Annotated in this window: 23 protein-coding genes; 13 read left to right on the top strand and 10 right to left on the bottom strand. The window is 63.1% G+C overall.

The annotated features are described in order from the left end of the window. Positions 1-56: 56 nt before the first annotated feature. From dut to IAG25_RS25635, 6 genes are all read right to left on the bottom strand, one after another. Complete coding sequence (dut, locus tag IAG25_RS25660; RefSeq protein WP_187607343.1) at positions 57-503, bottom strand: dUTP diphosphatase; 447 nt, start codon at positions 501-503, stop codon at positions 57-59. A 10-nt stretch (positions 504-513) separates the two neighbouring features. Further along, the gene (locus IAG25_RS25655) at positions 514-1515 is read right to left on the bottom strand and encodes an LLM class flavin-dependent oxidoreductase (RefSeq protein WP_187607342.1); all 1002 of its coding nucleotides are present in this window, start codon (positions 1513-1515) and stop codon (positions 514-516) included. 4 nt (positions 1516-1519) lie between these two features. Next, entirely contained in the window at positions 1520-2728 is a 1209-nt protein-coding gene (coaBC, locus tag IAG25_RS25650; RefSeq protein ID WP_187607341.1) for a bifunctional phosphopantothenoylcysteine decarboxylase/phosphopantothenate--cysteine ligase CoaBC, read from the bottom strand. Between the two features lie 55 nt (positions 2729-2783). Then, the gene (gene lspA / locus IAG25_RS25645; RefSeq protein ID WP_187607340.1) at positions 2784-3290 is read right to left on the bottom strand and encodes a signal peptidase II; all 507 of its coding nucleotides are present in this window, start codon (positions 3288-3290) and stop codon (positions 2784-2786) included. Further along, entirely contained in the window at positions 3290-6121 is a 2832-nt protein-coding gene (ileS, locus tag IAG25_RS25640) for an isoleucine--tRNA ligase (protein WP_187607339.1), read from the bottom strand. Before ileS ends, lspA begins: the two co-directional genes overlap by 1 nt. 92 nt (positions 6122-6213) lie before the next feature. Then, a complete protein-coding gene (locus IAG25_RS25635) occupies positions 6214-7209 on the bottom strand; it encodes a bifunctional riboflavin kinase/FAD synthetase (RefSeq protein ID WP_187607338.1) in 996 nt (331 codons plus the stop codon). Positions 7210-7359: 150 nt separating this feature from the next. On the opposite strand from IAG25_RS25635, the gene purN reads away from it, so the two are divergent. The 6 genes from purN to nadC all read left to right on the top strand — a co-directional run bounded on the left by purN (position 7360) and on the right by nadC (position 14229). Beyond that, positions 7360-8010 carry a phosphoribosylglycinamide formyltransferase gene (gene purN / locus IAG25_RS25630; RefSeq protein WP_187607337.1) on the top strand — a complete coding sequence of 217 codons (651 nt, stop codon included), beginning with the start codon at positions 7360-7362 and terminating at the stop codon, positions 8008-8010. Further along, complete coding sequence (locus tag IAG25_RS25625; protein ID WP_187607336.1) at positions 8007-9305, top strand: RsmB/NOP family class I SAM-dependent RNA methyltransferase; 1299 nt, start codon at positions 8007-8009, stop codon at positions 9303-9305. Before purN ends, IAG25_RS25625 begins: the two co-directional genes overlap by 4 nt. A 3-nt stretch (positions 9306-9308) precedes the next feature. Continuing rightward, positions 9309-10673, top strand: coding sequence for a mechanosensitive ion channel family protein (locus IAG25_RS25620; RefSeq protein ID WP_187607335.1), 1365 nt, complete (start codon positions 9309-9311; stop codon positions 10671-10673). A gap of 240 nt (positions 10674-10913) precedes the next feature. After that, a complete protein-coding gene (locus IAG25_RS25615) occupies positions 10914-12110 on the top strand; it encodes a DesA family fatty acid desaturase (protein ID WP_035497896.1) in 1197 nt (398 codons plus the stop codon). Positions 12111-12229: 119 nt separating this feature from the next. Continuing rightward, entirely contained in the window at positions 12230-13357 is a 1128-nt protein-coding gene (gene nadA, locus IAG25_RS25610; protein ID WP_187607334.1) for a quinolinate synthase NadA, read from the top strand. Then, positions 13357-14229, top strand: coding sequence for a carboxylating nicotinate-nucleotide diphosphorylase (nadC, locus tag IAG25_RS25605; RefSeq protein ID WP_187607333.1), 873 nt, complete (start codon positions 13357-13359; stop codon positions 14227-14229). The genes nadA and nadC overlap by 1 nt, the downstream gene beginning before the upstream one ends. Here the strand turns inward: nadC and nadB are convergent. From nadB to radC, 4 genes are all read right to left on the bottom strand, one after another. Next, positions 14226-15824: an L-aspartate oxidase gene (gene nadB / locus IAG25_RS25600; protein ID WP_187607332.1), complete on the bottom strand. Its 1599-nt coding sequence runs from the start codon at positions 15822-15824 to the stop codon at positions 14226-14228. The two genes, nadC and nadB, sit on opposite strands and share 4 nt — an antisense overlap. A 184-nt stretch (positions 15825-16008) precedes the next feature. After that, positions 16009-16176, bottom strand: coding sequence for a 50S ribosomal protein L33 (rpmG, locus tag IAG25_RS25595; RefSeq protein WP_007180630.1), 168 nt, complete (start codon positions 16174-16176; stop codon positions 16009-16011). 11 nt (positions 16177-16187) lie between these two features. Beyond that, positions 16188-16421: a 50S ribosomal protein L28 gene (rpmB, locus tag IAG25_RS25590; RefSeq protein WP_008351171.1), complete on the bottom strand. Its 234-nt coding sequence runs from the start codon at positions 16419-16421 to the stop codon at positions 16188-16190. A gap of 244 nt (positions 16422-16665) precedes the next feature. Beyond that, complete coding sequence (gene radC / locus IAG25_RS25585; protein ID WP_255503932.1) at positions 16666-17340, bottom strand: RadC family protein; 675 nt, start codon at positions 17338-17340, stop codon at positions 16666-16668. A gap of 276 nt (positions 17341-17616) precedes the next feature. Here radC and IAG25_RS25580 point away from each other — a divergent pair, with 276 nt between their 5' ends. The 7 genes from IAG25_RS25580 (at position 17617) to IAG25_RS25550 (ending at position 24566) form a co-directional block, all read left to right on the top strand. Next, positions 17617-18072 (top strand): FKBP-type peptidyl-prolyl cis-trans isomerase, encoded by a 456-nt coding sequence (locus IAG25_RS25580; protein WP_035497901.1) that lies wholly within the window; start codon positions 17617-17619, stop codon positions 18070-18072. Positions 18073-18074: 2 nt separating this feature from the next. Continuing rightward, entirely contained in the window at positions 18075-19037 is a 963-nt protein-coding gene (gene ispH / locus IAG25_RS25575) for a 4-hydroxy-3-methylbut-2-enyl diphosphate reductase (RefSeq protein ID WP_187607330.1), read from the top strand. Positions 19038-19467: 430 nt separating this feature from the next. Beyond that, complete coding sequence (locus IAG25_RS25570; protein ID WP_187607329.1) at positions 19468-20694, top strand: branched-chain amino acid ABC transporter substrate-binding protein; 1227 nt, start codon at positions 19468-19470, stop codon at positions 20692-20694. 213 nt (positions 20695-20907) lie between these two features. Next, positions 20908-21858, top strand: coding sequence for a branched-chain amino acid ABC transporter permease (locus tag IAG25_RS25565; RefSeq protein ID WP_035497904.1), 951 nt, complete (start codon positions 20908-20910; stop codon positions 21856-21858). A gap of 24 nt (positions 21859-21882) precedes the next feature. After that, positions 21883-23052, top strand: coding sequence for an ABC transporter permease subunit (locus IAG25_RS25560; RefSeq protein WP_187607328.1), 1170 nt, complete (start codon positions 21883-21885; stop codon positions 23050-23052). Positions 23053-23067: 15 nt separating this feature from the next. Continuing rightward, complete coding sequence (locus IAG25_RS25555) at positions 23068-23844, top strand: ABC transporter ATP-binding protein (RefSeq protein ID WP_035497906.1); 777 nt, start codon at positions 23068-23070, stop codon at positions 23842-23844. 17 nt (positions 23845-23861) lie between these two features. After that, positions 23862-24566 (top strand): ABC transporter ATP-binding protein, encoded by a 705-nt coding sequence (locus IAG25_RS25550; protein WP_008351154.1) that lies wholly within the window; start codon positions 23862-23864, stop codon positions 24564-24566. The last annotated feature ends 341 nt before the right edge of the window (positions 24567-24907 follow it).

Below are 24907 nucleotides of genomic sequence, written 5' to 3'. Positions count from 1 at the left end.
TGGAAGTGAAAACGGCGCGGTTTCGACCGCGCCGTTTTTTTTCGTGCCGAGAAAGCTCAGTGCTTGCCCGTGCTGCCGAAACCGCCGGCGCCACGCTCGCTCGCCTCGAAGTCATCGACGATATTGAACGCCGCCTGCACGACAGGCACGATCACCATCTGCGCGAGACGTTCCATCGGGTTGAGCGTGAATGCGGTGTCGCCGCGATTCCATGTCGAGACCATCAGTTGGCCTTGATAATCCGAATCGATTAGCCCGACGAGATTGCCGAGCACGATGCCGTGCTTGTGGCCCAGACCCGAGCGCGGCAGGATCAGCGCGGCGTAGCCTGGATCGGCGAGATGAATGGCGAGGCCGGTCGGCACGAGCACGGTCTGATGCGGCTCGATAACGAGCGGCGCATCGAGACACGCGCGCAGATCGAGGCCCGCGCTGCCGGGCGTGGCGTAGGCGGGCATGAAGTCGCGCATGCGCGCGTCGAGAATCTTGACGTCGAGTTTCATGGATCGATGTTCAGCGGCCGAGCTCGAACGCTTCGGCCAAAAGTTGATAGGACCGCGTGCGTGCGGCGTAGCTGCCGGCGACCGTTATCACGATCAGTTCGTCGGCTTCGAATTGTTCCTGCAGCGCGTGCAGCTTCTCCGTCACGCGTTCCGGCGTGCCGATGATGCTGCGCGCTTTCTCATGCGCGATCACCGCGAGTTCGCGCTCGCCATAGACCTGCGAGATGCCCTGCGCGATCGATGGAATCGGCTGATTGAGCCCGTACGCCATCTGCACGCGGCGCAGGTCGACCGCGCGTTCGAGCGCTTCGGCTTCGCGATCCGTATCGGCGCAAATCACGAACACCGCAGCGGCGAGATACGGCTTCGCTTCGTGACCCGGCGTGAAGCGCTCGCGATACGCCTCCGCCACGCGATGCCCATATTGCGCGTTGATGAAATGCGCGAACGCGAAACGAATGCCGAGCTGCGCGGCGAGCAAGCCGCCGAAATCGCTCGAGCCGAGCATCCAAAGTTCGGGACGCGTGTCGATCTGCGGTTGCAACAGCACGCCCTTGGCGCGCGAATCGTCGGGAAGCTTGCCGTTGAACAGCGCGATCAGTTCGGCGACTTGCTGCGGGAATATATCGCCGCGATTGTACGAACCCGCTGCGACCGCCTGCGCCGTGTGCATGTCGCCGCCGGGCGCGCGACCGACGCCGAGATCCACGCGATTCGGGAACAGCGCTTCGAGCATCAGAAATTGCTCGGCGACCTTGAACGACGAGTAATACGGCAGCATCACGCCGCCCGAACCGATGCGGATGCGCTTCGTCAGACTGCCGATGCGCGCGAGCATCACTTCGGGACACGGGTTCGACACGCCGTACAAACCGTGATGCTCGGCGCACCAGTAGCGCGTATAGCCGAGATCATCGGCGAGCTGCGCAAGGTCGAGCGTCGCCGCGATGGCGTCAGCGACGCTGTGGCCGTGGATGACCGGCGTCTGGTCGAGAACGGAGAGCTTGGTCATCGTGTCAGGAGAGCAGCGGGCCGCCGGTTTTCGGCGCACGTTTGGCGATTTCCGCGATCAGCGTGCGCGCGAGTTCCTGCTTGCCGGCGCGCGGCAGCGGCGTCGTTCCGCTTGCTTCGAAGAGCACGACTTCGTTGTCGTCGCGGCCGAACGTGAGCTGTCCGATATTGCCGATCAGGAGCGGCACGCCCTTGCGCTGGCGTTTTTCGGCGCCGTGCACGTCGAGATCGCCGCTCTCGGCCGCAAAGCCGACGCAGTAGGGCGGGTTCGGCAGCTTCGCCACCGTCGCGAGAATGTCGGGATTCTCGACGAAGCTGAACGTGGGCAACGCATCGCCGGTCTTCTTGATCTTGTGCGCGCTGACATGATCCACGCGCCAGTCCGCGACCGCCGCCACCGCGATGAAGATGTCGGCGTCGGGCGTCGCGGCCATGACGGCGTCGTGCATCTGCTGCGCGGTCTGCACGTCCTCGCGATAGACGCCCCAGGGCGTCGGCAACGACACCGGACCGGCGACGAGATGCACGTCCGCGCCCGCCTGCGCCGCCGCGCGCGCGAGCGCGAAGCCCATCTTGCCCGACGAGCGATTGGTGAGGCCGCGCACCGGATCGAGCGGCTCGAAGGTCGGGCCCGCCGTGATGAGCACGCGCTGGCCGCGCAGAATCTTCGGCTGGAAGAACGCACAGATCGCTTCGAATGCGGCTTCCGGCTCGATCATGCGGCCGTCGCCGACTTCGCCGCACGCCTGCGAACCCGAATCCGGTCCCAGCACTTCGACGCCGTCGGCGCGAAGCTGCGCGACGTTGCGTTGCGTCGGCGGGCTTTGCCACATCTGCCGGTTCATGGCCGGAACCACGAGCAGCGGACAGTCGCGCGCGATGGCGAGCGTCGAGAGCAGGTCGTCGCACATGCCGTGCGCGAGCTTCGCGAGAAAGTCGGTGGAAGCGGGCGCGATGACGATGGCATCCGCCTCGCGCGAGAGATCGATGTGCGGCATGTTGTTCGGCATGCGCGCATCCCACTGCGACGTGTACACGGGACGGCCCGAAAGCGCCTGCATCGTGACCGGTGTGATGAACTGCGTGGCCGCTTCGGTCATCACGATCTGCACGGTCGCGCCGGCCTTGATAAGCAAGCGCGTGAGTTCCGCGATCTTGTAACAGGCGATGCCGCCGGTCAGCCCTAAAACGAGATGTTTGCCCGCGAGTTCCAACTTGCCTCCATCGCAAAGAAAGAGCGGCTCCGTGAAGGGAGCCGCACTGGAAACATCACTTCGAACCGCGCACGCGCCGCAATTCATCGAACACCAGCAACACCGCGCCGACGGTGATCGCGCTGTCGGCCAGATTGAACGCCGGCCAGTGCCACGCGTGAACGTGAAAGTCCAGAAAGTCGATGACGTGCCCGTACGCGATGCGGTCGATCACGTTGCCGATCGCGCCGCCCATGATGAGCGCGAGCGCCGTGCAGAAGAGCCGCTGTCCCGAATGCTTCTTGAGCAGATAGCAGATCACGACTGCCGCGACGACGCCCAGCGCCGTGAACGCCCAGCGCTGCCAGCCGCCCGCCATCGCGAGGAAGCTGAACGCCGCGCCGCGGTTATAGACGAGCAGCAGGTTGAAGAAAGGCGTGAGCGCGTGCGGATCGCCATAGGCGAACACGCGCTGCACGGCGATCTTCGTCAACTGGTCGAACAGGATCACGATCAGCGCGACGCCGAGCCACGGCGCAAGCGATCCACTGCTGGAAGTTTGTTTCGCCATCGTTCGAGCCATTATGCTGCGCCTCGCGTTTCGCCGGCGCCGAAGAGGTTGGAGAAGCAACGGCCGCACAGACCCGGATGATCCGCGTGCGAGCCGACGTCCGCGCAGTAGTGCCAGCAGCGCTCGCACTTCATGTAGCTCGACGCGGTGACATCGACGCCTTCTTCCGCTTCGCTCGCCACTCTTTCCAGCCCGGCCGATGACGTGATGAGCACGAAGCGCAGCGCATCGCCGAGGCTTGCGAGCGCGTCGTAACGCGCGCCGCTCGCGCGGACCACCACTTCGGCCTGCAGCGACGAGCCGATCTGGTTCGCGGTGCGCGCTTCTTCCAGCGCCTTCGTCACGTCGCCGCGCGCGTTGCGGATGAGCGTCCACTTGTCGAGCAGTTCGCCCGAGCTCGCGATCTCCGGATACTGCGCGTAGACCTCGGTGAAGATCGTGTCCTGACCGGGCTTGAGCACCTTGTACGCTTCTTCCGCCGTGAACGAAAGATACGGCGCTACCAGACGCAGCAGGCCATGCGCGATGTGGTACAGCGCAGTCTGCGCGCTGCGGCGCTCGCGCGAATCGGCCTTCGTCGTGTAGAGACGGTCCTTCAGCACGTCGAGATAGAAGCCGCCGAGGTCTTCCGAGCAGAATGTCGCGATCTTCGCGACCACCGGATGGAACTCGTACTTCTCGTAATGCGTGAGCGCGTCGTTCTGAAGGTTGTGCGTGAGCGCGACCGCGTAACGATCGATTTCGAGCCAGTCCTGCACCGGCACCGCGTTCTTGTCGAAATCGAAGTCCGACAAATTCGCGAGCAGGAAGCGCAGCGTGTTGCGGATACGCCGGTAAGTCTCCGTCACGCGCTTCAGGATTTCCTCGGAGATCGCTAGCTCGCCCGAATAATCCGTCGACGCGATCCACAAGCGGATGATTTCCGCGCCGAGGCGATTGGACACCTCATGCGGATCGATGCCGTTGCCGAGCGACTTCGACATCTTGCGGCCTTCGCCATCGACGGTGAAGCCGTGCGTGAGCAGCGCGTCGTAGGGCGGACGGCCATCGAGCATCGACGCCGTGAGCAGCGACGAATGGAACCAGCCGCGATGCTGATCCGAGCCTTCGAGATACAGGTCGGCCGGGAACTGCAGCGAATCCTTGTGCGAGCCGCGCAGCACGTGCCAGTGCGTCGTGCCGGAGTCGAACCACACGTCGAGCGTGTCGCGGTTCTTTTCGTACATGTTGGCGTCGTCGCCGATCAGTTCGCGCGGATCGAGTTTCTGCCACGTTTCGATGCCGCCTTCCTCGACGCGCTTCGCCACTTCCTCCAGCAGCTCCGGCGTGCGCGGATGCAGCTCGCCGGTTTCCTTGTGCACGAAGAACGCCATCGGTACGCCCCATTGACGCTGGCGCGAGAGCGTCCAGTCGGGCCGGTTCGCGATCATGCTGTAAAGACGCTGCTTGCCCCACGACGGATAGAACGCCGTGTTCTCGACGCCTTCGAGCGCAGTCTCGCGCAGCGTCTTGCCGCCGTCTTTGGGCGTGACATCCATGCCGGCGAACCATTGCGACGTGGCGCGATAGATGATCGCCGACTTATGGCGCCAGCAGTGCATGTAGCTGTGCGTGTACTTCTCGCTCTTCAGAAGCGAGCCCGCGCCTTCGAGCGCCTCGACGATCTGCGGATTCGCTTTCCAGATCGACAGTCCGCCGAAGAGCGGCAGCGATTCGATGTAGTGGCCATCGCCCATGACGGGGTTGATGATGTCGGAATCGGCCATGCCGTGCGCCTTGCACGACACGAAGTCTTCCACGCCATACGCCGGCGACGAGTGCACGATGCCCGTGCCGCTTTCGGTCGTCACGTAGTCGCCGAGATAGACGGGAGCGGTGCGTTTGTAGCCCGGATGCGCGGCCGCGAGCGGATGATGGAAGCGCAGGTTGGCGAGCTTTTCGCCGGTCGTCGTGGCGATGACTTCGCCCGAAAGGCCGTAATTCTGCAGGCACGCTTCGACGCGCTCCTGCGCGAGAATCAGCAGGCCGCGCGGCGTATCGACGAGCGCGTAGACGATCTCCGGATGCACGTTCAACGCCTGATTGGCGGGAATGGTCCAGGGCGTCGTCGTCCAGATGACGATGCCGCCTTCCGTCTTCGGCAACCCGTTCAGGCCGAACGCCTGCGCCGTCTTCTCGGGTTCCGCGAACGCGAACATCACGTCAATGGTCGGATCGGTCTTGTCCTTGTACTCGACTTCCGCTTCCGCCAGCGCGGAGCCGCAGTCGAAGCACCAGTTCACCGGCTTGAGGCCCCGGAACACGTAGCCCTTTTCCATGATCTTGCCGAGCGCGCGGATTTCGCCCGCTTCGTTGGCGAAGTTCATCGTCTTGTACGGATTGTCCCAGTCGCCCAGAACGCCCAGACGCCGGAAGCCGATCTTCTGCTTCTCGATCTGCTCGCCCGCGTAGGCGCGCGCCTTTTGCATCACTTCAGCGGCGGGCAGCGACTTGCCGAACTGCTTTTCGATCTGGATTTCGATCGGCATGCCGTGGCAGTCCCAGCCCGGGACGTAGACCGCATCGAAGCCCGCGAGATTGCGCGCCTTGACGATCATGTCCTTCAGGATCTTGTTGACCGCGTGACCCAGGTGGATGTCGCCGTTCGCGTACGGCGGGCCGTCGTGCAGGATGAACTTCTTGCGGCCTTTCGAGGCGGCGCGGATCTTCTCGTAGATCTTGTCGTCCTGCCATTGCTTGACCCACGCGGGTTCACGCTTGGGCAGGTCGCCGCGCATCGGGAAGGGCGTATCGAGCAGGTTGACGGGATACTTCGAAGAGGCTTTCTCTTTCTTGTCGCTCATGAATGACTCGGTGAATTCGGTGAGACGGCGCTTGATTCAGCGCGCGATACGTCAATGACGGGGCAGCGGGCGGCGCAGACAGCACCGCGCGCTCACCTAATTCGGTCGGTCGCCGAAATGGCGAAGCCGGTGGCGCGGCTGCCGGCGTTGCTCGCGGGCGGAAGGCCGAAATACGCGCGTGCGTTGTCGACATCCTTGGCGATCGCGGCGGACAGCGTTTCGAGGTCGACGTACTTCTCCTCGTCGCGCAGCTTCTTCAGGAATTCGACACGCACGAGCTTGCCGTACGCGTCGCCGTGCCAGTCGAGCACGAAGACTTCGAGCAGCACGCGGCCGGAATCGTCGACGGTCGGACGCAGGCCGAGGCTCGCGACCGCGGGCAGCGGTTCGTCGGCGAGACCATGCACGCGCACCACGAAAATGCCCGCGAGCGCCGGCCGTTTGTGCGCGATCGGCAGATTCAGCGTGGGAAAGCCGAGATCGCGGCCGAGCTTCGCGCCGTGCACGACGTGCCCGCTGATGATGTACGGGCGCCCGAGCGCGACTTGCGCCGCGTCGAGATCGCCAGCCACGAGCGACGCCCGCACCGACGACGATGAAATGCGCGCGCCGTTCGGATGCGCGACCGTGGCCATCTGCTCGACTTCGAAGCCGTATTTTTCGCCGGCGGCTTTCAGGGAATCGAAGTCGCCCGCGCGTTTCGCGCCGTAGCAGAAGTCGTCGCCGACCATGACCCAGCGCGCGTGCAGGCCATCGACGATGACATTCTTCACGAATGTATCGGGCGACTGTCCCGCGAACGTCTTGTTGAAATGCTCGACCACCACGCGATCGACGCCGTTGGTGCGCAGCGCTTCGAGCTTGTCGCGCAGCATCGCGATGCGCGGCGGCGCGCCCGCCGGATTGAAGAACTCGCGTGGGTGCGGCTCGAAGGTCATCACGCAGACCGGCAGGCCGCGCGCGTCGGCGGCGGCCCGCACGTGCGCGAGCAGCGCCTGGTGACCGCGATGGACACCGTCGAAATTGCCGATGGTCAGTGCGCAGGGCGCCCGGCTTTCGGCATTGGGGAGGCCGCGAAAGACTCTCACGATAGGCGATGGTCGATGGGAGGGGCTGATGCTGCAAAGCGTTAGATTATAAACGCTCGCACGGGAGGAGGGGCGCGAGCGGCCCGGCTCGACGCTTAACCAACCCAGTTTGGCACGATTTTCGCCCCCTTCGAATGATAAAATCCGCGGATGAAAAAAATCGTCATTCTGATCTCCGGACGCGGGAGCAACATGGAGGCCGTCGTGCGTGCGTGCGCCCGCGATGGCTGGCCAGCCCGCGTCTGCGCGGTCATTTCAAATCGGCCTGATGCTGCCGGATTAGGGTTCGCGGCCGCGAACGGCATCGAAACCAAAGTGGTGGATCATCGCAAGTTTGATGGGCGCGAATCGTTCGATGCCGCGCTCGCGCAGGAAATCGATCGCTTCGAACCGGATCTCGTCGTGCTCGCGGGCTTCATGCGCGTGCTGACCGACGCCTTCGTCGCGAAATATGCGGGGCGCATGCTCAACGTTCATCCGTCGCTGCTGCCGAGTTTTCCGGGCTTGCGCACGCATCAGCAGGCGCTCGACGCGGGCGTGCGCGTGCATGGCGCGAGCGTCCATTTCGTCACGCCGACGCTCGATCACGGGCCGATCGTCGCGCAAGGCGCGGTGCCGGTCGTCGTCGGCGACGATGCCGCGGCGCTCGCCGCGCGCGTGCTGAAGGTCGAGCACGACATCTATCCGCGCGCGGTGCGCTGGTTTATCGAAGGGCGTTTATCTATCGAGGGCGAACGTGTCGCCCTCGCGCCGTCTGAGCCGCAATGGCTCTTTGCCGACATTGCCGGGGAGGGCGTATGAGGCTGCATGGATTTCTGATCGGACAAACCGAAACTCTGCTCGCGGATGTGCTCCGCTTTTCCGGCCCCGCCGATGCCGCGACGAGCCGCTTCTTCCGCGCGCATCCGAAGCTCGGACACGGCGAGCGCGGCGTGATCGCCGAGGCTGTCTTCGCCGTGCTGCGCCGGAAGATGGAGTTTTCTCACCTCGCCGAGAGCGGCAGCGGCAATCAGGCGCGCCGTCTCGCGCTGCTCGGGCTGATGCAGACCGCAGGCCTTTCCGCGCTGAAGCCGTTCGTATCGGCGGACGAGTATCAATGGCTCGCGCAAGTCTCGAAGATCGATCCGGCGAGCCTGCCGGTGCGCGTGCGCACGAACCTGCCGCAATGGATCTACGACGCGATGGGCAAGCGCTTCGCGCCCGAAGAACTCGCGCAGCTCGCCGCGGCGCTGAACTATCCCGCGCCGCTCGATCTGCGCGTGAACCCGATCAAGGCGACCCGTGAGGCCGCGCTGAAGGCGCTGACCGAGGCGGGAATCGACGCCGGCGAAATGCCGTTCGCGCCGTTCGGCGTTCGCGTCGACGGCAAGCCGGCGCTGACGCGTCTCGCACCGTTTCAGGAAGGCTGGATCGAGGTGCAGGACGAAGGTAGCCAGTTGCTCTGCTCGCTGATGGCTCCCCGCCGTGGCGAGATGATCGTGGACTTCTGCGCCGGCGCGGGCGGCAAGACGCTCGCGCTCGGCGCGATGATGCGCTCAACCGGCCGTCTCTACGCCTTCGACGTGTCCGATCGCCGTCTCGCCAAGCTGAAGCCGCGTCTCGCGCGCAGCGGGCTGTCGAACGTGAATCCGGTGCTGATCGACAGCGAGCACGACGCGAAGATCAAGCGCCTCGCGGGCAAGATCGATCGCGTGCTCGTCGATGCACCGTGCTCCGGCCTCGGCACCCTGCGCCGCAATCCTGACCTGAAGTGGCGCCAATCGCCCGCGACCGTCGCGGAGCTCACGCCCAAACAGCTCTCGATCCTGACGAGCGCCGCGCGCCTCGTGAAAGTCGGCGGCCGTCTCGTCTACGCGACGTGCTCGATGCTCGAAGCCGAAAACGAAAACGTCGTGAAGCAGTTCCTCGAAGCGCATCCGAACTTCCGCGTCGTGCCCGCGCGCGACGTGCTGGCGGAGCAGCGCATCGATCTGGACACGGGCGAGTTTCTGTCGCTCTGGCCGCACAAGCACGGCACGGACGGCTTCTTCGCCGCAGTGCTAGAGCGCGTTCCCGACGCCGCGAAAGCGCCGAAAGCGGCCGAAGAAACCGCGTAAGCAATGCAGAACCACTTCCTGAGCGAACTCTTCGCGCGGCTTTTCCGCGATTTCGGCGAGCCGGAAGTGATCTGGCAGGTGGCGGTTCTGCTCGGCCTGCTCGTGGTCGCCTGGTGGTGCGCGCGCCTGCTTCGCAAGAAGCTCGATGCGCGCCGCCAGTCGCGCTTCGAAGCCGTGCGTTTCGGCGCGGAAAGTCTCAATAAGGCGCTGTTCCCGTTGCTCGGGACGATTTTCGTGTCGATCGCGCAGATCGCCGTCGCGCCGTTCATCCACACGTCGCTTCTGCGTCTTGCGCTCGTGCCGCTGTGCGGCATCACCGTGATCTATACGATGTTTTATGTCGCGCGGCGCGTGTTCAGCCGCGGCCAGGCGGAGCACGAGGCGAACGCGCTGCTCTATCTGTTCGAGAAGCTCGTGACGGTGATCGTCTGGATCGCGATGGTGCTCACCGTGATGGGCATTCAGGACGACGTCGTGCACTGGATGGCGAGCGTGCGCTTCAATTTCGCGAATGCGCACATGACGCTGCTCTCGCTCGCCTCGGGCGTGCTGTGGGTGTGCGTGACGCTGATCGTCGCGATGTGGGCGGGCGCGCTGCTCGACGATCGCCTGATGCGCGCCCGCACCCTCGACGCGAATCTCAAGGTGGTGCTCGCGCGCGTCGGCCGGGCGCTGATGATTCTCGCCGCGATTCTGATGAGCCTGTCGCTCGTCGGGATCGATATCACGGTGTTGGGCGTTTTCGGCGGTGCGCTCGGCGTCGGGCTCGGCTTCGGCTTGCAGAAGATCGCGAGCAATTACGTGTCGGGCTTCATCATTCTGCTGGACCGGTCCTTGCGGCTAGGTGACATGATCAATGTCAGCGGAAGTCAGGGCACGGTTACGCAGATCCGCACGCGCTATACGGTCGTGCGTGGGCTGGACGGCATCGAAACGCTGATTCCGAACGAAAAACTCATCACCGACGTAGTGCAGAACCACTCGTCGTTCCTCACGCGCGGCAACGCGAAGATTGCGGTGCAGGTGAGCTACCGCTGCGACGTCGAACGAGCGATGCAATTGCTCGTCGAAGCGACGCATGACGTGGAGCGCGTGCTGCAGGATCCGGCGCCCGCCGCGCTGCTTGCAAGCTTCGGCGCGGACGGCATCAATCTGGAGCTGAGTTTCTGGATCGAGGAGGCCGCGAAGGGTACGGGCGGCGTAAAGTCGCACGTAAACCGTGCAGTTTGGCGGCTATTCTGCGAGCATGGTATTGAAATCCCGTACGCGCAGCGCGAAATAAGGATTGTCGATGACGCTGGCCAAATGACCGGTAAATCGGTACTAAATGCCGAGCATGGCGACCCGGGTGCTGCGCCTGTCGCCTGATTGCTGATCGACAGGATCGATCTTTCGATTTGACCGGTGAACCAACACCAATTCGGGGCGTGAGATTTCCCTCGTTTTGGTACGATTCAAAAAATTTCACCTTTAGGACAAAGACTTGGAACGCATGAAGTAGAATGCGATCGAACCTGCGCACGTTCCTTTCACGTGCACAACAAGTTGCCCGAAGTCAGTTTGACTGGCCATTTTTCCCGAATTTCACAGCTACACAGGTAAACCGCCTTGCTGAATTCTTCCCTCGAATTTCTCGCCAACGGATTGCTCGACTTTTCCTGGTGGCAGATTCTGCTGTTCACGCTTGCGATGACTCACGTCACTATCGCCGGCGTCACTATCTATCTGCACCGGTGCCAGGCGCACCGCGCGCTGGATCTGCATCCCGTCGCGAGCCATTTCTTCCGCTTCTGGCTGTGGATGACTACGGGCATGCTGACCGGTCAGTGGGCCGCGATCCACCGCAAGCACCACGCGAAATGCGAAACCGAGGAAGATCCGCACAGCCCGCAGACGCGCGGCATCTGGAAGGTGCTGCTCGAAGGCGCGGAACTCTATCGCACCGAAGCGAAAAATGAAGAAACGATGCGCAAGTTCAGTCACGGCACGCCGAACGACTGGATGGAGCGCAATGTTTACACGCGTTATCCGATTCTCGGGATCAGCGTCATGATGGTGATCGACGTCGCGCTGTTCGGCATCGTCGGTCTGTCGGTGTGGGCTGTGCAGATGATCTGGATTCCGTTCTGGGCGGCTGGCGTCGTCAACGGTCTCGCGCACTTCTGGGGCTATCGCAACTTCAACTCGGCGGATGCGTCGACCAACATCTTCCCGCTCGGCATTCTGATCGGCGGCGAAGAGCTGCATAACAATCACCACACGTTCGCGACCTCGGCGAAGCTGTCGAGCAAGTGGTACGAATTCGACATCGGCTGGATGTATATCCGCCTGATGTCCATGGTCGGCCTCGCGAAGGTGAAGAAGGTTGCGCCGACGCCGAAGCTCGCCGCGAGCAAGGCGGTCGTGGATCAGGACACGTTGCAGGCCGTGCTGTCGAACCGCTACGAAGTGATGGCGCGTTACGGCAAGGCGCTCAAACGCGCCTACGCGCAGGAACTGGCGAAGCTGAAGGAAGCCGGCGCGCGCGAGAAGTATCAGTTGATGCGTGGCGCGCGTGGCTGGTTCCACAAGGAAGAGGACGGCCTGAACGAGCCGCAGCTCAAGCAATTGCCGGAACTGACCTCGGACAACCAGAAACTGCGTACGTTCATCGAACTGCGCAAGGACCTGTCGGCGATGTGGGACCGCTCAAACGCATCGCGCGAACAACTGGTCACGCAATTGCAGGACTGGTGCCATCGCGCGGAAGAGAGCGGCATCAAGGCGCTGCAAGATTTCGCATTGCGTCTGCGCCGCTACGCGTGACGCGCGATATCCGTTAAAATTTAAGAACGTCACAAGACCCCGCTCTGGCGGGGTCTTTTGTTTTGGGCGGCCGATTTTCGCATTTCGTTTTGCTTGAGCAGCGAGTGGGGACAGGAGACATGGAAGCGATCAGGAGCGTCGAGTACGACCGGCCCCAAGGCCTGACGTGTGGGGTGGGCGAGGCGTGGGCACGCGTGCCGGACGCACCGTCGGCCGAGCGGAAGCGCGAGTTGAAGGAACGCATTCGCGCACTGCTGAAGCGGGAGGAGGCGGTTCTGGTCGCGCATTATTATGTCGATGCCGAACTGCAGGAACTGGCCGATGAAACCGGCGGCTGCGTCGCCGATTCGCTGGAAATGGCGCGTTTCGGACGTGATCACGCAGCGAAGACGCTGGTCGTCGCGGGCGTGCGCTTCATGGGCGAGACCGCCAAGATCCTGAGTCCGGACAAGCGCGTGCTGATGCCCGATCTCGACGCGACGTGTTCGCTCGATCTCGGCTGCCCCGCCGACGAGTTCTCCGCGTTCTGCGATGCGCATCCGGACCGTACCGTCGTCGTGTATGCGAACACGAGCGCTGCCGTGAAGGCGCGCGCGGACTGGATGGTTACCTCGTCGATCGGCCTGGAGATCGTCGCCGATCTCCACGCGCGCGGCGAAAAGATTCTTTGGGCGCCGGACCGTCACCTCGGCGGATACATCCAGAAGAAGACCGGCGCGGACATGCTGCTGTGGCAGGGTTCATGTCTTGTCCACGACGAGTTCAAGGGCATCGAACTCGACCTGCTCCGTAACGAATATCCCGACGCGAAAATCCTCGTGCATCCGGAATCGCCGGAAGCGGTCGTGGCGCTCGCGGATGTGGTCGGCTCGACCACGCAACTGATCGATGCCGCCGTGAAGCTCGACGCGAAGCGTTTCATCGTCGCGACGGATCTCGGCATCCTGCACAAGATGCGGCTCGCCGCGCCGGGCAAGACTTTCATCGAAGCGCCGACCGCCGGCAACAGCGCGACCTGCAAAAGCTGCGCGCACTGCCCGTGGATGGCGATGAACGGCCTCGCGAACCTCGCCGATGTCCTGGAACGCGGTCACAACGAAATCCACGTCGATCCGGCCATCGGGCAGCGCGCGCGCGTGCCGATCGACCGCATGCTCGACTTCGCCGCGCGTCACAAGAAGCGCGTGCAGGCGAGCGGCGATCTGGCGAAAGACGCGACCTTGTTCACGAATGTGGGGGCCGCGTGATGGCAGTGTCCCCGCTTTTCGACGAGGTCCGCGCCCAGTACGGCCAGGCGTTCGACGCGGCGCTCGTGCGCAATGTCGTCGCTGCGCTCGATGAAGATGTCGGCGCTGTCGATCACACTGGCCGTCTCGTGCCCGCCGACGCGCGACGCACCGCGCGCATCATCGTGCGCGAGGAAGCGGTGCTGTGCGGCGTGCCGTGGTTCGATGAAGTGATGCGTCGCGTTGATCCGTCGATCGAAGTCGAATGGAAGTATCGCGAAGGCGATCGCATGGCCGCGAATTCGCCGGTCGTGCTGCTCAACGGCCCCGCGCGTTCGCTGCTGACGGCGGAGCGCAACGGTCTCAATTTCCTGCAACTGCTCTCGGGCGTCGCGACCGCGACGCGCCGTTACGTGGAGGCGATCGAAGGCACGCGCGCGCGTATTCTCGATACGCGCAAGACGCTGCCGGGCCTGCGGCTCGCGCAGAAGTACGCGGTGCGCGTGGGCGGCGGCGCGAACCAGCGCCTCGCGCTCTACGACGGCATTTTGATCAAGGAAAACCACATTGCGGCGGCGGGCGGTGTCGGCGCGGCGATGGACGCGGCGCTCGCGCTGAGTGCGGGCGTGCCGATTCAGATCGAAGTGGAAACGCTGGAGCAACTCGAAACGGCGTTGGCGCATCGGGCCGAATCGATCCTGCTCGACAACTTCACGCTCGAGACGATGCGCGATGCCGTGCGCATCACGGCGGGCCGCGCGTTGCTCGAAGTGTCGGGCGGCGTGAACTTCGACACGGTCCGCGCGATCGCGGAAACCGGCGTCGATCGCATCTCGATCGGCGCGCTCACGAAAGACGTGCGCGCGACCGATTTCTCGATGCGGTTGCTTTAAATACTCGTGCGGCGCGCGACCGGCGGCATCAGCACCGTCGGCAGCGCCTTCGGCAAAGTCTCGGGCCAATCGCGGCTGTAGTGCAGACCGCGGCTCTCACGCCGCGAGCACGCGCTTTCGACGATCAGCGAAGCCACATCGACGAGATTGCGCAACTCAAGCAAATCGCGGCTCACCTTGAAGTTCGCGTAATACTCGTGGATCTCGTCGCGCAAGAGCGCAAGCCGATGTTGCGCGCGCGCGAGGCGCTTGTCCGTGCGCACGATGCCCACGTAGTTCCACATCAGACGCCGCAGTTCATCCCAGTTGTGCGCGACGACGACTTCCTCGTCCGGATCGGACACGCGGCTTTCGTCCCAGTCGGGCAATTCGGCGTGACAGCCGTTCGAGAATCCGTCGGCTTCGATCGCTTGCGCGGCCGCGCGGCCGATCACGAGGCATTCGAGCAGGGAATTGCTCGCAAGCCGGTTCGCGCCGTGCAGACCCGTGTACGACGTCTCGCCGACCGCATACAGCCCCGGACGGTCCGTGCGCCCCGCGAGATCGCTGACGACGCCGCCGCACGTGTAATGCGCGGCGGGCACGACCGGAATCGGCTGCTTCGTGATATCGATGCCGAATTCGCGGCAGCGCGCGAGAATCGTCGGAAAGTGCTCTTCGAGAAATGCGCGCGGTTGATGGCTGATGTCGAGATACACGCAGTCGATGCCGCGCTTCTTGATTTCGAAATCGATCGCCCGCGCGACGATATCGCGTGGCGCGAGTTCGGCACGCTCGTCGTGCGCGGGCATGAAACGCGTTCCGTCGGGCAGGCGCAGGACACCGCCTTCGCCGCGCACCGCCTCGGAGATGAGGAACGACTTCGCGTAGGGGTGAAAAAGACACGTCGGATGGAACTGGATGAACTCCATGTTCGCGACCCGGCAGCCGGCGCGCCACGCCATCGCGATACCGTCGCCGGTCGCGGTGTCGGGGTTCGTCGTGTAGAGATAGACTTTGCCCGCGCCGCCCGTCGCGAGGACGGTGTGCGGCGCCTGAATGGTCACGGTGCGGCCGCTGTTCAGATCGAGCGCGTAGAGTCCGTGGCAGCGATGCCCCGGCAGCCCGAGACGGTCGGAGGTGATCAGATCGATCGCGTAATGATCTTCGAGTACGGTGATGTTCGGATGATTGCGCACGCGTTCGCCGAGCGTCGTGACGACGGCGTGGCCGGTCGCGTCCGCCGCGTGGATGATCCGTCGATGGCTATGGCCGCCTTCGCGCGTCAGATGGAAGCCGAGTTCGGCTGAGACATCGCGCGTGAAGGGCACGCCTTCGTTAATGAGCCATTCGATCGCCGCGCGTCCATTCTCGACGATGAAGCGCGTCGCGGCTTCGTCGCACAGGCCGCCGCCGGCCACGAGCGTATCGTCGACGTGGTTGTCGACGCTGTCGGCCGAATCCAGCACGGCCGCGATGCCGCCCTGCGCCCAATCGCTCGCGCCGACGCTCACCGCGCGCTTCGCGAGGATCGCGACGCGCCGCGTTTCAGCCAGATTAAGCGCGACGCTCAGACCCGCGAGTCCGCTCCCTACGATCGCTACATCGAAATTCATGCTGCCGGTTCTCCGTCCGTGTTCTCTTCGATAGCCGGCAAGCATAACCCGCATGAACACTCGGTGACAGCGAAAACCCCCGCACGATCGTGTGTAAAGCGCGTGAAAAGAGCGCCGAAAAACAAAAAGCCCCGCGTTTGCGGGGCTTTTTGCTGTCTTCGTACAGGAATCTCGAAATCAAGAGTTACTTGATCTTGGTTTCCTTGTACTCAACGTGCTTGCGGACGACGGGATCAAATTTCTTGATCAGCATCTTTTCCGGCATGTTGCGCTTGTTCTTGGTCGTCGTGTAGAAGTGACCCGTGCCTGCGGTCGATTCCAGCTTGATCTTGTCGCGTGCGCCCTTGGCCATTTGCGTGCTCCTTAGATTTCACCGCGTGCGCGCAGGTCTGCGAGCACGGCGTCAATACCGTTCTTGTCGATCAGGCGCAGGCCGGCGTTCGAGACGCGCAGACGGACCCAGCGATTTTCACTTTCAACGAAGAAACGGCGGTTCTGCAGGTTCGGCAGGAAACGACGCTTGGTCTTGTTGTTTGCGTGGGAAACGTTGTTGCCCGACATCGGGCCTTTCCCAGTTACTTGGCATACGCGTGCCATGAGGACACTCCTAAATACACGTTAAGTCCGAGTGGAACGCTCGAATCGAAGCACTCGCTTCCAGTTCGATGCCTCTTATCGCCCAATTTGCCGATCGGGGACTTGGCAGCACGGTTATGCCAATGAGGACTGCGCTCAGTTCATCCTGAGATGAACCGTACCCAGAACAGGTGGGTTGAGAAAAGCAAACGCGGATTGTAACAGGAAAAACGCTGCAATATCAAACCATTTATGGTCCTTTCGATCACAGCCAGCCGTGCCGCGCGAACGAGAACACCTCGTTCGCGGCCACCACGATGTGATCTAGCAGCCGCACATCGATCAGCGTCAGGGCGTCCTGCAGCGTCTTGGTCAGCCGCCGGTCGTTCGCGCTCGGATCGACGCCGCCTGAAGGATGATTATGCGCGACGATGAGCCCCGCCGCGTTCAGGGTGAGCGCGCGCCGGACGATCTCGCGCGGATACACCGCGACGCGCGTGAGCGAGCCGCGCGCGGACTCTTCCGCGTGCAGCAACTGATGACGCGCGTCCAGATACAGGCAGATGAACACCTCGTACGGCCGCGTGCCGATCAAGAGCCGCAGATAGTCCTCGACCGCGCCCGGCGCGTTCAATAGCTCACGATCGCGCGCTTTCTCCGCGAGCGCTCGTCGGCAGAGTTCGGAAACGGCCAGAAGGGTCGCGGCGCGAGCCGGCCCGATACCATGCTGCTCGCGCAACTCCACGGCCGACGCGTCGAGCACGCCGCGCAGCGATCCGAAGCGGCGCAAGAGCTGGCGCGCCACATCGACAGCCGTCACACCGGAGACGCCGGTGCGCAGGAACAATGCGAACAGTTCTGCGTCCGACAGCGATGCGGGACCGGTATCGAGCAGGCGCTCGCGCGGACGATCGGCGCGCGCCCATTTGCGGATGGACATGAAGGGCGCGACCTTGGCGATGTCGTCGTCGGGCGAGGCGGGCGCCGTCACGAGTCGCAGATCGGCGTTCATCGCGGCCCTCCGGGACGTCTTGTCGCGCGTGCCGGCGCACGCAGGACACGGCCGCGTGACGCGTCACGACACAACTCTGTCTTACAATAGCGGTTTTGGCGTCCGGTTCGCACCGGCGCCGCGCGGTTCGCTGCCTCGCGCCGAAGAGCCGCCCCATGCCGGGCCCGCGCCCTGCCTTCAAACGAACGGCCACATCCAATACTCATGAGCATCATCGATATCTCCGAGGTGAAACCCGGTTCGCACGTCACGCTTCATTACCGGCTCGCGCTCGCCGACGGTGCTGACATCGTCAACACGTTCACGGACAAGCCCGCGACGCTCCTGCTCGGTGCAGGCCAGCTCGCGGAACCGTTGGAAGAGATTTTGCTGGGCCTGAAGGTCGGCCACCATTCGACCTTTCAGCTAACGCCCGATCAGGCGTTCGGGCCGCGCAATCCGGAGCTCGTCCAGTGGGTGTCGCTCGCGACGCTGCGCGAAAACAGCATGATCGGCGAGGATTTTTCTCCCGGCGATCTCGTCGAATTCAACGCGCCGGGCGGCGGACGCTACGCGGGCGTGCTGAAGGAAGTCGGCGAGACCGCGGCGCTGTTCGACTTCAACCACCCGCTCGCGGGCCAGGCGCTCGTCTTCGAAGTGAAAATCATCGGAATTTTGTAACCATGATTGAAAGCCTCAACGAAGTTCAGACCGACGTCGAAATCCTGCTCGCGCAGCCGCGCGGGTTCTGCGCGGGCGTCGATCGCGCGATCGAAATCGTCGAGCGCGCGATCAAGCTGTTCGGCGCGCCCATCTACGTGCGTCACGAGATCGTCCATAACGCCTATGTCGTCGCGGATTTGCGCAAGAAAGGCGCGATCTTCATCGAAGAACTGTCGGACGTGCCCGAAGGCGCCACGCTGATTTTCAGCGCGCACGGCGTCTCGAAGGCGGTGCGCGGCGAAGCCGAGGCGCGCGGCCTGCGCGTGTTCGATGCAACCTGCCCGCTCGTGACCAAGGTGCACATCGAAGTCGCGAAGATGCGTCAGGAGGGCTTCGACATCGTGATGATCGGCCACAAGGGACATCCGGAAGTCGAAGGCACGATGGGCCAGTCGGGCGAGGGCATGCATCTCGTCGAGGATATTGAGGACGTGCTGAAGCTCGATCTGCCCGATCCGCAGCGCATCGCGTACGTTACGCAGACGACGCTTTCGGTCGACGACGCCTCCGCGATCATCGACGCGCTCAAGAGCAAGTACCCGGACGTCAAGGAACCGAAGAAGCAGGACATCTGCTATGCGACGCAGAACCGCCAGGACGCGGTGAAGTTTCTCGCGCCGCAATGCGATGTCGTGATCGTCGTCGGCAGCCCGAACAGCTCGAATTCGAGCCGCCTGCGCGAAGTCGCCGAGAAGCGCGGCATTCCCGCCTATATGGTGGATTCGCCGACGCAGATCGATCCGCGCTGGGTCGAGGGCAAGAAGCGCATCGGCGTGACGGCGGGCGCATCGGCGCCGGAAGTGCTGGCTCAGGCCGTGATCGCGCGCTTGCGCGAACTCGGCGTGCGCAACGTGCGCTCGCTCGAAGGCATCGAGGAGACGATCTCGTTTCCGCTGCCGCGTGGGCTGTCGTTGCCGCAATGAATCCGGCAGAGTCTTCAGAAAAAGCGCCTCCGGGCGCTTTTTTTTCGCCCGAAATAAAGCCGCGCGACGCGCGAAAAGGAACCCTTGGGCGAGATACGAAACGAAGCTTGTGCACCGTTCGAGGGCGCGCGCCAATAAGGCGTTTTCTTCTAAATCGCTTAAGGGTTTGCCCGTAAATCCGAAAAGCAAACGTAACCCTGGCATTCCGGCCGAATAAACCTGTTTTCGTTATGGTGCAACTACTGCACAAAATCGAATCGCAACCCGGTTGCGCTTTTGCGGAAAAATAGCCGGGAAATGGTGGTTGCAATGCTGGAAAACCCCGCCACGCAAGAATATTGCTCGTCTCATATTTAGCGTTACAATGCGCGCGTCTTGAGGCCAGAAGCGTTCACGACGACTGTTTTTAGAGGCGCAGGAGACCTATTTGATGCGATTCAAGTTTGCTCACGCCGTGTCCATTGCGGCTGCGGTTGCAATGGCAACTGCATGCGGCAAGAAGGACGAAGGCGGGGCGAGCACGGCAGCGTCGGCGGCGAGTTCCGCCGCGGTGGCGGCCGCGTTCACGCCGGCTTCCGCGCCGGCGAGTGAAGCAACCGTCGTGAAGATCGGTCATGTCGCGCCTCTGACGGGCTTGCAGGCCCACCTCGGTAAAGACAATGAAAATGGCGCGCGTCTGGCACTGGAAGAGATCAGCGCGCAGGGTTTGACGATCGACGGGCATTCCATCCGCCTCGTGCTCGACGGCCTGGACGATGCAGCCGATCCGCGCGTGGGCACCGAAGCCGCGCAGAAGCTCGTCGACGACCATGTGATCGCGGTGATCGGCCACATGAACTCGGGCGTGTCGATCCCGGCGTCGAAGATCTATAGCGACGCGGGCATCGCGCAGATTTCGCCTTCGACGACGAACCCCGAATACACGAAGCAAGGTTACAAGACGACGTTTCGCGTCGTGGCGACCGACGCGCTGCAAGGCCCGGTGCTGGCCGGCTACGCGATGAAGACGCTGCATGCGAAGAAGGTTGTCGTGGTGGACGATGCGTCCGCCTATGGCCGGGGACTGGCCGACGAATTCGTGAAGTCGGTGCAGGCTGGCGGGGTGAAGGTCGCCGCGCGCGAGGCGACCACCGAGAAGGCCCGCAATTACAAGGCGATTCTCACGAAGATCAGGCGCATCCAGCCGGACGTCGTGATGTACGGCGGCATGGACGTGACGGGCGGCCCCTTCGCCAAGGAAGCGGCGGCGCTTGGCATCAAGGCGAAGATTCTCGCTGGCGACGGCGTCTGCACCGACAAGGTGGCCGAACTCGCCGGCGATGCCGTGCAAAACATCATCTGCTCGGAAGCGGGACTCGCGCTTTCGAAGATGGACAAGGGAGCGGACTTCGAGAAGAAGTACGAAGCGCGCTTCCACACGCCGGTGCAGATTTACGCGCCGTTCACGTATGACGCGATGTACGTGATCGTCGATGCAATGAAGCGTGCGAACTCCATCGAAGCGCCCAAAGTCCTCGCTGCGATCGCCTCGACCGACTACAACGGTCTGACGGGGCATATCGCATTCGACGACAAGGGCGATCTGAAGGCGGGGACGATCACGCTGTACGACTTCAAGGATAAGAAGAAGGACGTACTCGACGTCGTCAAGCAGTAGGCAGTCTGGCGGCGCCAGCTATCCGGCGGCGCTGTTTTCGTATCCGTCCGTGAAACGCTCGCAGCCTCATCCGGCGGCGGGCGGACGATCGGCGCTCAACCTTTACCGGTTTTTTAAAAAGTACGCGCAGTGCCGCTTCAGATTTCGCTTCCCACCGGTTTATCGGCCGGTGATAAAGGCGTAATCGAATCGCACGGGGCTAAGGAGCTTTAAATGGATATTTTCATCCAGCAGATCCTCAACGGTCTGGTGCTTGGCAGCGTCTACGCCATCATCGCACTCGGCTATACGATGGTGTACGGCATTCTCGGCATCATCAACTTTGCGCACGGCGACGTGCTGATGGTGGGCGCGATGGTTGCGCTCTCGGCCATCGGCGTCATGCAGAATCACGTTCCCGGCTTGCCCGGACCGATCATGCTGACGATCGCGCTCGTGGTCGCCGCAGTGGTTTGCGCGCTTGTCGGCTACACGATCGAAAAAGTCGCGTACCGGCCGCTGCGCAAGGCGCCGCGTCTCGCGCCGCTGATCACCGCGATCGGCGTGTCGATTCTGCTGCAGACCGTCGCGATGATGATCTGGGGCCGCAATCCGCTGGCGTTCCCGCAGCTCCTGCCGACCGATCCGATCAACGTGATCGCCGCCGACGAAACCCGTCCGGGCGCCGTGATCTCGATGACCGAAATCGTGATCATCGTCGTCGCGTTCATCGTGATGGCCGGCTTGCTGCTCCTCGTGCACAAGACGAAGCTCGGCCGCGCGATGCGCGCCATCGCCGAGAACCCGGCCAACGCGTCGCTCATGGGCGTGAACCCGAACTTCGTGATCTCCGCGACCTTCATGATCGGCTCGGCGCTGGCTGCACTGGCCGGTGTGATGATCGCGTCGGAATACGGCAACGCCCACTTCTACATGGGCTTCATTCCCGGCCTGAAGGCGTTCACGGCGGCGGTGCTGGGCGGTATCGGCAACCTGGGCGGCGCGATGGTCGGCGGCGTGCTCCTCGGCCTCATCGAACAGTTGGGCGCTGGCTATATCGGCAACCTGACGGGCGGCGTCTTCGGTTCCAACTACCAGGACGTGTTCGCGTTCATCGTGCTGATCATCGTGCTCGTGTTCCGTCCGTCGGGTCTGCTCGGCGAACGTGTCGCGGACCGCGCTTAAAGACCGTGTGAGGAGCTCATAAAAATGACTTCGATTCAACCTATCGAGCCGTCCACGACGCTCATCCCCGAGAAGAACATGACGAAGACGCTGGTCGTCGGCGTCATCACCGCGATCTTCGTGATCGCCGCGCCGATGGTCATCGGCGCAGCGGGCGGCAACTACTGGGTCCGCGTGCTCGACTTCGCGATGCTCTACGTGATGCTCGCGCTCGGCCTGAACGTGGTGGTCGGTTTCGCCGGCCTGCTCGATCTGGGCTACATCGCGTTCTACGCGGTGGGCGCGTATGTCGCGGCGCTGCTGTCGTCGCCGCAACTGACCACGCAATTCGAATGGATCGCGCATCTCGCGCCGGGCGGATTGCATGTGCCGTTCCTCCTCATCGTGCCGTGCGCGATGGCGCTCGCGGCGACCTTCGGCGTGCTGCTCGGCGCACCGACGCTGCGTCTGCGCGGCGACTACCTCGCGATCGTGACGTTGGGCTTCGGGGAAATCGTCCGGATCTTCATGAACAACCTCGATCGTCCGGTGAACATCACGAACGGTCCGAAGGGCATCACGGGCATCGATCCGGTGACGGTGCTGGGCTTCAATCTGTCGCAGACGCATGAGTTCTTCGGCATGAAGTTCCCGTCGGTGTACATGTACTACTACCTGTTCGTGCTGTGCGCGCTGTTCGTGATCTGGGTGTGTACGCGCCTGCAGCACTCGCGTATCGGCCGCGCATGGGCCGCGATCCGCGAAGATGAAATCGCCGCGAAGGCGATGGGCATCAACACTCGTAACGTAAAGCTGCTCGCGTTCGCGATGGGCGCGTCGTTCGGCGGTCTGTCGGGCGCGATGTTCGGCGCGTTCCAGGGCTTCGTGTCGCCGGAATCGTTCACCTTCTGGGAATCGATCGTCGTGCTGGCGTGCGTGGTGCTGGGCGGCATGGGCCACATCCCGGGCGTGATTCTCGGCGCGGTGCTGCTCGCCGTGTTCCCCGAATTCCTGCGCTCGACGATGGGCCCGCTGCAGAACGCCATCTTCGGCCATCAGATCGTCGATACCGAAGTCATCCGTCAGTTGCTGTACGGTCTGGCGATGGTGCTGATCATGCTGTATCGCTCGGAAGGCCTGTGGCCCGCCGCGAAACACGAAGACAAAATCGCGAAGATCGCGAAGCGCAGCGGCAAGAAGCCGGTGCGCGCATAAGGCGGAGATCAGAACATGAGCGAAAAGCAAACACGACTTTCCGTCAAGGGTGTCAACAAGCGCTTCGGCGGCTTGCAGGCTTTGTCGGATGTGGGCCTTCAGATCGAAGAAGGCACGATCTACGGTCTGATCGGCCCGAACGGCGCCGGCAAGACGACGTTCTTCAACGTGATCACCGGTCTCTACACGCCGGATTCGGGCGAGTTCAAGCTCGATGGCCAGGCGTACACGCCGACGGCGGTGTACCAGGTGGCGAAGGCGGGCATCGCGCGCACGTTCCAGAACATTCGCCTGTTCGGCGGCATGACGGCGCTGGAAAACGTGATGGTCGGACGGCACGTGCGCACGAAGCACGGTCTGATCGGCGCGGTGTTCCAGACGCCCGCCGAGCGCCGTGAAGAGCGCGAGATCAAGGAGCGCGCGCTCGAACTGCTCGAATACGTCGGCGTGCTGCAGTACGCGGACTACACGTCGCGCAATCTGTCGTACGGTCACCAGCGGCGTCTGGAGATCGCACGCGCATTGGCCACCGATCCGAAGCTGCTCGCGCTCGACGAACCTGCCGCCGGCATGAACGCGACGGAGAAGGTCGAACTCACGCGTCTGCTCGACAAGATCCGCTCGGACGGCAAGACGATTCTGTTGATCGAACACGACGTGAAACTCGTGATGGGATTGTGCAACCGCATGACGGTGCTCGATTACGGCAAGGTGATCGCCGAAGGTCTGCCGCAGGACGTGCAGAAGGACCCGAAGGTGATCGAGGCATATCTGGGTGCGGGGGTGCACTAATGGCGACCACAAGCGCAATGTTGAAGGTCAAGGGTTTGCAGGTGAACTACGGCGGCATCCAGGCGGTGAAGGGTGTCGATCTGGAAGTGGGGCAGGGCGAACTGGTCACGCTGATCGGCGCGAACGGCGCGGGCAAGACCACGACGATGAAGGCCATCACGGGCCTCAAGCCGTACTCGGGCGGCGATATCGAGTACATGGGCCAGTCGATCAAGGGCGTGCCGACGCATGAGCTGCTCAAGCGCGGCCTTGCGATGGTGCCGGAAGGCCGCGGCATCTTCGCGCGCATGTCGATTCTCGAAAACATGCAGATGGGCGCGTATCTGCGCAACGATTCCGATGGCATCCAGAAAGACACCGAGCGCATGTTCGGCTTCTTTCCGCGTCTGAAGGAACGCGCGTCGCAGTATGCGGGCACGCTCTCGGGCGGTGAACAGCAGATGCTCGCGATGGCGCGTGCGCTGCTTTCGCGTCCGAAGCTGCTCTTGCTCGATGAGCCGTCGATGGGGCTCTCGCCGATCATGGTCGAGAAGATCTTCGAAGTGGTGCGGGAGATCTCGAAGGAAGGTCTGACTGTGCTGCTCGTGGAGCAGAACGCGCGTCTCGCGTTGCAGGCCGCGAATCGCGGTTATGTGATGGATTCGGGCACGGTGACGATGTCCGGCGATGCGAAGGTCATGCTCGATGATCCGAAGGTGAGAGCGGCTTATCTGGGGGAGTAAGGGGCGGTCGTTCGGCTACGCGTGATTCCGCCGGATCCCATTATCGTGTTGGTCTATTGGCGCTGCCCCTGTGCGGGGCGGCAGTCACTTTCTTTGCTGCTGCAAAGAAAGTAACCAAAGAAACAGCTATCCCCAGCCTAAGCACTTCACACCGGCCGCGGCACAGGCGATTGGCCTAATGGCCCGGCAGTAGCGAGTGCCCTCGAAGGTCTCGCGGGGCCTGGACCGCGCACGGTCTGAGTCATCGCGCCGCGTGCTTCATTGGTTCAGCACCAAATAGCTCCAGCCCGCTACGCGGCCGATGGGTCAATCGGGTGTGCGTACGCTTCTTCTTCGATGGT

Source organism: Caballeronia sp. EK, from assembly GCF_014384845.1.
Classification (GTDB): domain Bacteria; phylum Pseudomonadota; class Gammaproteobacteria; order Burkholderiales; family Burkholderiaceae; genus Caballeronia; species Caballeronia jiangsuensis.
Note: the sequence above shows the minus strand (reverse complement) of the source record. Positions and strands in the feature narration are given on the sequence as shown.

What these genes read in the sequence shown, in the direction of transcription:
- radC (WP_255503932.1), bottom strand. Translation starts at nt 17,340, where the DNA reads ATGTCCATCCGCAAATGGGCGCGCGCCGATCGTCCGCGCGAGCGCCTG.
- IAG25_RS25625 (WP_187607336.1), top strand. Translation starts at nt 8,007, where the DNA reads ATGAGGCTGCATGGATTTCTGATCGGACAAACCGAAACTCTGCTCGCG.
- nadB (WP_187607332.1), bottom strand. Translation starts at nt 15,824, where the DNA reads ATGAATTTCGATGTAGCGATCGTAGGGAGCGGACTCGCGGGTCTGAGC.
- ileS (WP_187607339.1), bottom strand. Translation starts at nt 6,121, where the DNA reads ATGAGCGACAAGAAAGAGAAAGCCTCTTCGAAGTATCCCGTCAACCTG.
- IAG25_RS25580 (WP_035497901.1), top strand. Translation starts at nt 17,617, where the DNA reads ATGAGCATCATCGATATCTCCGAGGTGAAACCCGGTTCGCACGTCACG.
- IAG25_RS25565 (WP_035497904.1), top strand. Translation starts at nt 20,908, where the DNA reads ATGGATATTTTCATCCAGCAGATCCTCAACGGTCTGGTGCTTGGCAGC.
- IAG25_RS25620 (WP_187607335.1), top strand. Translation starts at nt 9,309, where the DNA reads ATGCAGAACCACTTCCTGAGCGAACTCTTCGCGCGGCTTTTCCGCGAT.
- ispH (WP_187607330.1), top strand. Translation starts at nt 18,075, where the DNA reads ATGATTGAAAGCCTCAACGAAGTTCAGACCGACGTCGAAATCCTGCTC.
- IAG25_RS25550 (WP_008351154.1), top strand. Translation starts at nt 23,862, where the DNA reads ATGTTGAAGGTCAAGGGTTTGCAGGTGAACTACGGCGGCATCCAGGCG.
- IAG25_RS25655 (WP_187607342.1), bottom strand. Translation starts at nt 1,515, where the DNA reads ATGACCAAGCTCTCCGTTCTCGACCAGACGCCGGTCATCCACGGCCAC.
- nadC (WP_187607333.1), top strand. Translation starts at nt 13,357, where the DNA reads ATGGCAGTGTCCCCGCTTTTCGACGAGGTCCGCGCCCAGTACGGCCAG.
- rpmG (WP_007180630.1), bottom strand. Translation starts at nt 16,176, where the DNA reads ATGGCCAAGGGCGCACGCGACAAGATCAAGCTGGAATCGACCGCAGGC.
- rpmB (WP_008351171.1), bottom strand. Translation starts at nt 16,421, where the DNA reads ATGGCACGCGTATGCCAAGTAACTGGGAAAGGCCCGATGTCGGGCAAC.
- nadA (WP_187607334.1), top strand. Translation starts at nt 12,230, where the DNA reads ATGGAAGCGATCAGGAGCGTCGAGTACGACCGGCCCCAAGGCCTGACG.
- lspA (WP_187607340.1), bottom strand. Translation starts at nt 3,290, where the DNA reads ATGGCTCGAACGATGGCGAAACAAACTTCCAGCAGTGGATCGCTTGCG.
- dut (WP_187607343.1), bottom strand. Translation starts at nt 503, where the DNA reads ATGAAACTCGACGTCAAGATTCTCGACGCGCGCATGCGCGACTTCATG.
- purN (WP_187607337.1), top strand. Translation starts at nt 7,360, where the DNA reads ATGAAAAAAATCGTCATTCTGATCTCCGGACGCGGGAGCAACATGGAG.
- IAG25_RS25570 (WP_187607329.1), top strand. Translation starts at nt 19,468, where the DNA reads ATGCGATTCAAGTTTGCTCACGCCGTGTCCATTGCGGCTGCGGTTGCA.
- IAG25_RS25560 (WP_187607328.1), top strand. Translation starts at nt 21,883, where the DNA reads ATGACTTCGATTCAACCTATCGAGCCGTCCACGACGCTCATCCCCGAG.
- IAG25_RS25555 (WP_035497906.1), top strand. Translation starts at nt 23,068, where the DNA reads ATGAGCGAAAAGCAAACACGACTTTCCGTCAAGGGTGTCAACAAGCGC.